Source organism: Klebsiella sp. OBRC7 (genome assembly GCF_000293135.1).
GTDB lineage: Bacteria > Pseudomonadota > Gammaproteobacteria > Enterobacterales > Enterobacteriaceae > Klebsiella > Klebsiella michiganensis.
The window spans coordinates 1-7125 of record NZ_ALNJ01000029.1 but is presented as its reverse complement, the minus strand read 5'-3'; the positions used below and the strand labels follow the sequence as shown (position 1 = coordinate 7125).

Here is a 7125-nt window from a genome sequence, read left to right as displayed (position 1 = left end):
ATCTGCTCAATACGCTACGTGAACTGGAGAACTGGAAGGTTTCCGTGATAGCCATGAATGGAATGGCGTTCGATCTTTCGTCGCCGTATGGACGAATGCTGGCGACGTTTCTTTCCGGCATTGCGGAGTTTGAGCGGGATCTCATCAGCGAGCGGGTCAAGTCAGGCCTTGCTGTTGCGAAGGCACGTGGTAAGAGGCTTGGTCGTCAGGCCGGAGTGCGACCAAAATCAGACCGACTTTTGCCTAAGGTGGTTGCGATGAGGGCCGAGGGACGCAGCTATCGCTGGATCGCACGCGAGCTCGGTATCAGCAAGAATACCGTCGCTGACATCGTGCAACGACACAGAGCTAACGCTTAGGGTGTCATTTCGCCCTCAGCCGGAACCGACCCCTACATGGCCCAGAAGAACGGTACAACGTATACGCCTCCCGCAGACACCTGGCGATCTCCTGAACATCCGAATGGCGATTCACCGACCCGGCATAATGGAAAAATCAGAGAGAGCCGTCTGACCGGCGCTGAAAGCACCCAGAAAGAAAACCCACGTCAGTACGGTTTGCCCAACCTGAAAACCAGTAGCGCTTCCATCAACAAGGCCGGAATGAGTGAGGCCATTAAGCTGGTGGGCGGACGTGTGACGGAATTTCGCACCTATCTTTATGAGCATCGCGATACGGGACTACGCGCTGATGTGCTGGCTCGCCGGTTTATGGCTGAGTCAATGCAAGGCAAAAAGATGGTTGACCCTGTGCCGGTCAATGAACCAGATAATCTCCCGGCTCCCACACACGAACCTGCCAAACGTAAATGGACGAAGGAAGAAAAGCAGGAAGCGCGTGACCGTGCGCTGGCCGCAGCAAGCCAGGTCGGAAAGCTTAAAGAAGCGGAAACCAACGGCATTACGCACGATGTAGTGCGAGAATCGCAGCCAGCACCCCAGCCAGCCCTGATCTCCGTCGAAGTTGAACAATCCCGCGTCTCCATGCAGGAACCGTCTGTTGCGCCCCTGGCGCACCCTAAACGTGAAGGCTCTACAACCTGCGTGGTGACCAGGCCGGATCAGGCTGATTTCGCTGCTACCGTCCGTCGAAACTGTAACGACCGCTGCGTGATTACAGGAGCAAGCTTACGCCGCAGGACAGAGGCCGCACACCTGGTAGAGCATAGTGCTGGTGGTCTGGATCACTGGAGTAATGGCTTGCTGCTTCGTATCGATCTGCACCGGCTGTTTGACGACAACGTCCTTGCCATTTGCCCGGAGACGTTGACCGTCCACGTTGACCCTGTCGCGCAGGCCGAAGATCCCGATTTGCAGCAATACGATGGCCATGTGATTACCGGGCTTTGCCGTCCGATAGACCCGGCGAATCTCGTCATGCGCTGGGAGCGTTATCAGCGCCGGTTAGAACTGACCAAGTAAAACCGGTAATCCATCAGGTGCGAATCGTGGGAATGCGCCAGCTCGGTAACCCCACGTCACCGGATTGAACCATCACAAAAAAGGAGCCCACCGGGCTCCCCAAAAACGAATTGTTTTATTGTTCCTGCTTAGTTCTACGTAGGTACTCTTCAGCCTTTATCTTTATTTGCACGAGTTCAGCGTAAAACTCACGTTCCATTTGGTATGTTGGCATCTGAGTATAATACTCTTCCACCTGTGGCCAAATTCGCTGAAGTTCTGCATATAAATCATGGAGAGCTCTATCTGCCCAAGATGACGATTGGTAGGATTCAAGCTTTCTGATAGTGGCGCTAAGATGTACTAAACGCGCCACTAATACTTTAGTGTTTACGTATTGTGTTACGGTTCTATCCATGTGGTTTAAGTTACTCATATTATTCCCTAATGAGGTGCTCGCAGAATTACGAGGCAGAGATAACATAACCTTAAAACCTACATACGTGTAGCCCAATCATTACTTTATAGCTAAAAATGCCAGATTTACTCTATGGCCCCCAATCCCTACAGACCTACAGCAGATCTCGTCCACATAGGTCAGTTCCAGCGCAAACTATGGGATCTGAATGTTTGTCGAACGAAAACTTACGGTAGTGAAGTAATTGCCTGAAACATTGTAAATAACTTGCATAGAAAACGCCCTCAAAACAGCGTCCTTTTTTTATCGAAGTTTCAACGGTTCTGGTAGAGTTGTTTTCTGACAGATTTTATTATTAACGTGAGTGGACGCGTCTGGCGAATAAGCTGGTGCAACTTCCCGAAGCCCTCCAAACACCAGGAGACTTAATTTATGGAACTATCAACAATTTCTGAAGCGTTGATTGGTGGTTTAGTTGGTGGCACTATCGCAGCAGGTTCCATCCGGGTATTATTCATTCCAGAAAAGTTTGAGTGGATATTGTTAGCCTGTGTTGTCCTTGCCACTGTTGTTACCTTTTTCTTTGGCCACTCTATACCAAATCCATTTATGATGATAAGCAACATGTATAGTTATTGAATATATAAGACCGTGCTCGTTAGACGTGCTCTGATTGATTTCCATATATGTTTCAAAAGCTTCGGGCCAGTTTTTTCTGTGTTAGATAGGATAACAGAATATGATGACACTTCTTTTTTCGATTTACTGTTCCCTGGTCATTATCGCGGGCGCTTTCTTTAGCTGGTTTCAACGTGAAACTATCGCTACCCGCTGCATTCTTTTTGGCGGACTGGTGATAGTAGCAGCGATCAAGCTAACAACGGATTTTACGACTGTCGCTGTTTCCACGGTTCTGATTGAGGGATTTTTGCTAACGGCTTATGTTATTGCTGTCCGTTTTATTCAGTGCATTGTAAACAGGGCTGCATAAACAACCCGGACAGAATGCCCATCTATTTATATCAGGCTAATCTACGTGTGACATTTCAATCGCTGCGCGAGCTTCAATGCCCTTCGATAGCAACAAGTTTGCAATGCGCTCTGCCAGGTCTTGATTGGCGCAATGAAAGCGAATAGGCAACTTTTCATGTTTCTCACTATCGATGTAGAACATTACAGAATTGATACTGTATAGCGATGCATATGAAGGACGAGGTTCTATCATCAAATTCAATTCTGGAATAGAAGCTAAAAGTTTAGACATATAATCATCCAGCAGTTCAATACAAACTGGCCGGATAGTTAATAAAGCGGGATTTTCCTCCGAACTAGTCCATTGTCGTGCCTGTAATCTCAAAATATTGAGAAGGTGCAACGATTCATAAGGAATTGTCTTTCCCGTCCGTTCACCCAGGATAACGGATTCCAATGTGTTAATTCGGGATGATAGTCTTCTTATCTTCCGCAACTGATAGATGCTAAGTGTTAATGTTATCACAAATAAAACACCCAAAATAATTGCCATATTTATATCCCATTCGGTTTATTCGTATTATGCCGTGAATATCGATACTCCAGCTATAGGTGTTCGGGACATCCTCTACGCCGGTAGTATCTGCAAAAACTTGTTATTCCATCATATAGTGCATCTCTGAAAACACCTTTTTCGGGTGATACAGCCTTTCATTACTCGGTTCCCCTTTTATGCTGCTACCTGCCTATCAGGTGGTTAGTATGCTTACCAGCCACTTTTTACTATATTGTCCGTTTTGTTAACTGATTTGTTAATGCTTCCATTTGACAGGTCTGGAAAGATACTTTTCTGATTTTAGGGGTTTGAGGGCCAACGATGTAAAAAACCACGTTAATAGGTTAACCTATTGTTTTATTTTAATTATTAGGTGCTGCATTTACAGCTACTCCAATGATCATGGGGCTGATGGTCGATGGAACGCAATACCAAGTAGATTGATTGCATAAAGTTCCTTCAATTCCGATCTGCCCTCCCGTTTTCACATCCTACTTCAGTTCAATTTTGTTGCCATTCCTTTACAACAGCTTCCCAATTGGCCGTTCTCTCGACCAATTTCCCATCAGCATCCTTTCTTGTCCAAACATCCCAGAAATCAGGGTCATCAGAATGGGGTTGCTGCTCTTTCGTCAAATTTTTCATTTTAACTAAGACAGGAAGTTCAGATGCCCAGCCCATCAGTATTGCATGTTGAGATGGCAATGAAGGCAATTCACGGAGTAATCCTCGCAAATTGTCGGGTACCATTTTATGAACTTGCTCCTGATCTTTGTCATTGCTAATTCGATGCAGAAGAAAAGTATTACATTGAGATAAAACTGTAGGTGATAATTCTGATGGTCGTTGCGAAGAAATAACCATACCGAGACCAAATTTCCTGCCTTCTCGTGCAATTTTCTCAAATACTTGACAGCAAACAGCTGCGACATCCTGATTTTCACTGTCCTCACGATACCGTTTAATAAATGTATGTGCTTCTTCAGCAACAAGTACCGTAGGTAAAGATTTGTTATATAGTCGTCTATAACGTTGCAATGATTCAAAAATAATTCTTGAAATGACAGCTGTCACAAGATGAGTAATTTCAGTTGGTACTAAAGAAAGATCAATAATTGAAACGCAGCTATCACCATCACCATCTTTCCCAATATATGTTTCTAACCAATTAGCCAAGTCAACTCTATGCTCTGAGTCATTGGTTATGGGTTTCATTCTTGTATCCGCAAGCATTGTGCGTATTCTAGCTACTAGATATTCAACATATTGCTCGCTACCATTTTCTTGTGCTAACGCCTCTAAATAGGAGACTAAATTATTTCCGTCAAAAGGGACGGGGATATCCTCGTTTTTAGGAAGGAGTTCACACTCATCGCCTCCAAGGCTCTGAAATGAAGATAACACTCCATTTATGATGTTATCAACTGCGCTAACTTTAGCATTGTAATCTGGATATCTGCCTTCTCTTTGCCCACAAAAATCTTGAATAGAGATGATTAATTTATCTAGCTCAGGGCATGGTGTAGTTAATCTCGCTTTGTATTCTTCCAGACTCTGACGCCAAATATTAATTTTAGCCAAAAGATTTTTGGCTCCAGGGAAATCATTAAGTGCCGCTGCTCCTTTAGATTTATCCGCTTTTAAAGAAACCAAAATTGTACCTAGGTATTTTTTAACTTCTATATCTATATTCTTTTGTAAATCAAATTCTTCATTTCTCATTGCTCTCAAGGAGCGTTTTAGTAATGGAAGTTGTGCTTTAGGACTTGCTTGCGTGAATGATGCCCACTCCGAACTATTCCAAAACCATGAGGGTACTTGTAATTGGTTTTCACTGCCTTCAGCCTCAACCTTAAATACTCTACCTTTAAATTTCGTCGTTGGCCCCAAAGCACGTGCATACTCGCCGTTGGGGTCTAGGATGATAAATCTGGCATTTGGTTTTATTTGTGATTCCAATGCAGATTCGAGTGACCACTGGATTAATCCAGATACAGAGCAAGACTTACCGCTACCAGTATTTCCGAGCACTGCTATATGACGACCAAATAATCTATCAGGATCTACAGCTACATTTGCATTGTTCGCAAGTGGACTTTGTCCAATGATCACTCGCCTATTATTTCCAGATTCGACTATTGATCTAAGTTGTAAATCTGTCGGTAGTAAAATAGCAGCCCCAATAGAAGGAAACGATTCAGAACCTCGTTGAAATCTGAAATAATCAGTACCATCTTTGGACAAACGTTTAAGCATTCCCACCGGATTCAAACTTATTTTTTTTCGGGGGAATGGTAGATTTACTAAACCAAATTCTTGAACATCTCTTTGTTTTGGATAAGGCGAATGTTCTACAGCAAGCCACTCTATTTGCCCAACTAAGTAACCATTATCACATGATATTAATACATAACTGTTTACTCTTGGAAAGTTTCTAGGCGTTCCTGCATTCAAAGCAACAGTATCAGGTGAGTCAATCTCTAATATTGCTCTAATTTCATTAGGTGAAACAAAATCTACAGTGCCGACCCTGAGTTGCTCACCTTGTTCAATCGGAAATGAGTTCATTCAGCATCCTCGCTATTATTTGAAATTGTTGTACGATATAAACCCCTTGATTTCAATAGTTCTGCCATACGAATTGATGATCTGTCTATCGCTGCTTTAGGAAGATAAAAATCCACTAAATTCTTGATATCTCCAAAGTGGTCACCAAGTAATAAAGATATTTGAGCTTTTCTTCCACTTTCGTTTACAAAGCGCATAATTCTACCGAGTGGATCGCCGTAGGCAATTATTACTATATGCGTTGAGGGTATTGTCAGCATGTCAATAATAACACGGTTTATATGTTCATCTCCAAAACTATAACCATATGTTACCAAAGTACTATTAGGACGACATGTTGCAGATGCTAAGTCTCTGAATAGTTCAACATAAGGGTATTCTGATGTTTCTCGGTCTTTAACCGAGTTTGGATAAATCATTAATTGATGATAGTTCGCTGCTCCAGCAGCCTCCACTTGTAAAAAGGGTTCCACCGAACTCGCACCAAAAGGTAATCCAAATCGCCTTATGGCTCCTTCGGTAGTATACCAGTCCAATGAGCCATGTAATTTAGTAAAGCGCGCCACACCTTCCAAATATCTTGGTTCACCACGAATACCCGGTGGATTATAATGATAGTCGACTTCTAGTCGCGAAGATCTGAAAATAGGCGCTATAGTACCAACAAATCTGTCAATTAGTCGAATACCTGCTATTTCAGCTCCTGCTTCAATTATCCTGTCGTAATTCGTCGTGAAAATATGTAATCGATCCCTTGTCGCTGTTCGACTTGAAAAACTCATCAAAAAACTTACTAAATAATTAAACGTTTGTGTTTTTAAATCGTTTTTTGCATCGCGAATTAACTTTTCCCCATTACTAACTGAATCTGAGAATAATTTCAAACATCTTGTTAGCTCATTATTTAACTCAACTAACTCACTTTTTAAATTTCGATATGGGAGAGCACCAGGAGGCGGTTCTGGAAGTGGGAGATTTTGCGCAGTTAAAATCTCTAATCCTTTAATTAACTCATTAATTGAACGGATTTGGTCTTCAATATTACCTCTTCCTCTTCCTGAGGCTTCAGCTGTTTTAGCTACATAACTATCTATTTCAGCCTTGCAAACTTTGAGATCATTAATCCATCCCATGCCTTGAGGTTTCGTGGGCACTGTTGCAAATAGTCGGTGGTGATAAACTTATCATCCCCTTTTGCTGATGGAGCTGCA

The 7125-nt window shown here is 43.0% G+C and carries 7 protein-coding genes and 1 pseudogene; 4 read left to right on the top strand and 4 right to left on the bottom strand.

The window, feature by feature from the left end:
* On the top strand, window positions 1–359 hold a 359-nt coding region (locus tag HMPREF1144_RS07925; protein WP_042927247.1), incomplete at its 5' end, for a recombinase family protein.
* A 36-nt stretch (window positions 360–395) separates the two neighbouring features.
* Entirely contained in the window at window positions 396–1421 is a 1026-nt protein-coding gene (locus HMPREF1144_RS07920) for an HNH endonuclease signature motif containing protein (protein WP_009652377.1), read from the top strand.
* Between the two features lie 115 nt (window positions 1422–1536).
* On the opposite strand, the gene HMPREF1144_RS07915 is transcribed toward HMPREF1144_RS07920, so the two are convergent.
* Complete coding sequence (locus tag HMPREF1144_RS07915) at window positions 1537–1836, bottom strand: hypothetical protein (protein ID WP_024196077.1); 300 nt, start codon at window positions 1834–1836, stop codon at window positions 1537–1539.
* Between the two features lie 414 nt (window positions 1837–2250).
* Here HMPREF1144_RS07915 and HMPREF1144_RS07910 point away from each other — a divergent pair, with 414 nt between their 5' ends.
* Both HMPREF1144_RS07910 and HMPREF1144_RS07905 read left to right on the top strand, forming a co-directional pair.
* Window positions 2251–2457, top strand: coding sequence for a hypothetical protein (locus tag HMPREF1144_RS07910; RefSeq protein WP_032951190.1), 207 nt, complete (start codon window positions 2251–2253; stop codon window positions 2455–2457).
* Between the two features lie 100 nt (window positions 2458–2557).
* Window positions 2558–2809 carry a hypothetical protein gene (locus HMPREF1144_RS07905; RefSeq protein ID WP_007372348.1) on the top strand — a complete coding sequence of 84 codons (252 nt, stop codon included), beginning with the start codon at window positions 2558–2560 and terminating at the stop codon, window positions 2807–2809.
* A 36-nt stretch (window positions 2810–2845) separates the two neighbouring features.
* Here HMPREF1144_RS07905 and HMPREF1144_RS07900 read toward each other — a convergent pair whose 3' ends face one another.
* The 3 genes and pseudogenes from HMPREF1144_RS07900 to HMPREF1144_RS31120 all read right to left on the bottom strand — a co-directional run.
* A complete protein-coding gene (locus HMPREF1144_RS07900; protein ID WP_016241538.1) occupies window positions 2846–3343 on the bottom strand; it encodes a hypothetical protein in 498 nt (165 codons plus the stop codon).
* Window positions 3344–3847: 504 nt separating this feature from the next.
* Window positions 3848–5914 (bottom strand): ATP-binding protein, encoded by a 2067-nt coding sequence (locus HMPREF1144_RS07895; RefSeq protein ID WP_004098991.1) that lies wholly within the window; start codon window positions 5912–5914, stop codon window positions 3848–3850.
* Window positions 5911–7062, bottom strand: a pseudogene (locus tag HMPREF1144_RS31120) (SIR2 family protein); the annotation flags it as partial. The gene HMPREF1144_RS07895 and the pseudogene HMPREF1144_RS31120, both read right to left, overlap by 4 nt.
* Window positions 7063–7125 lie beyond the last annotated feature (63 nt).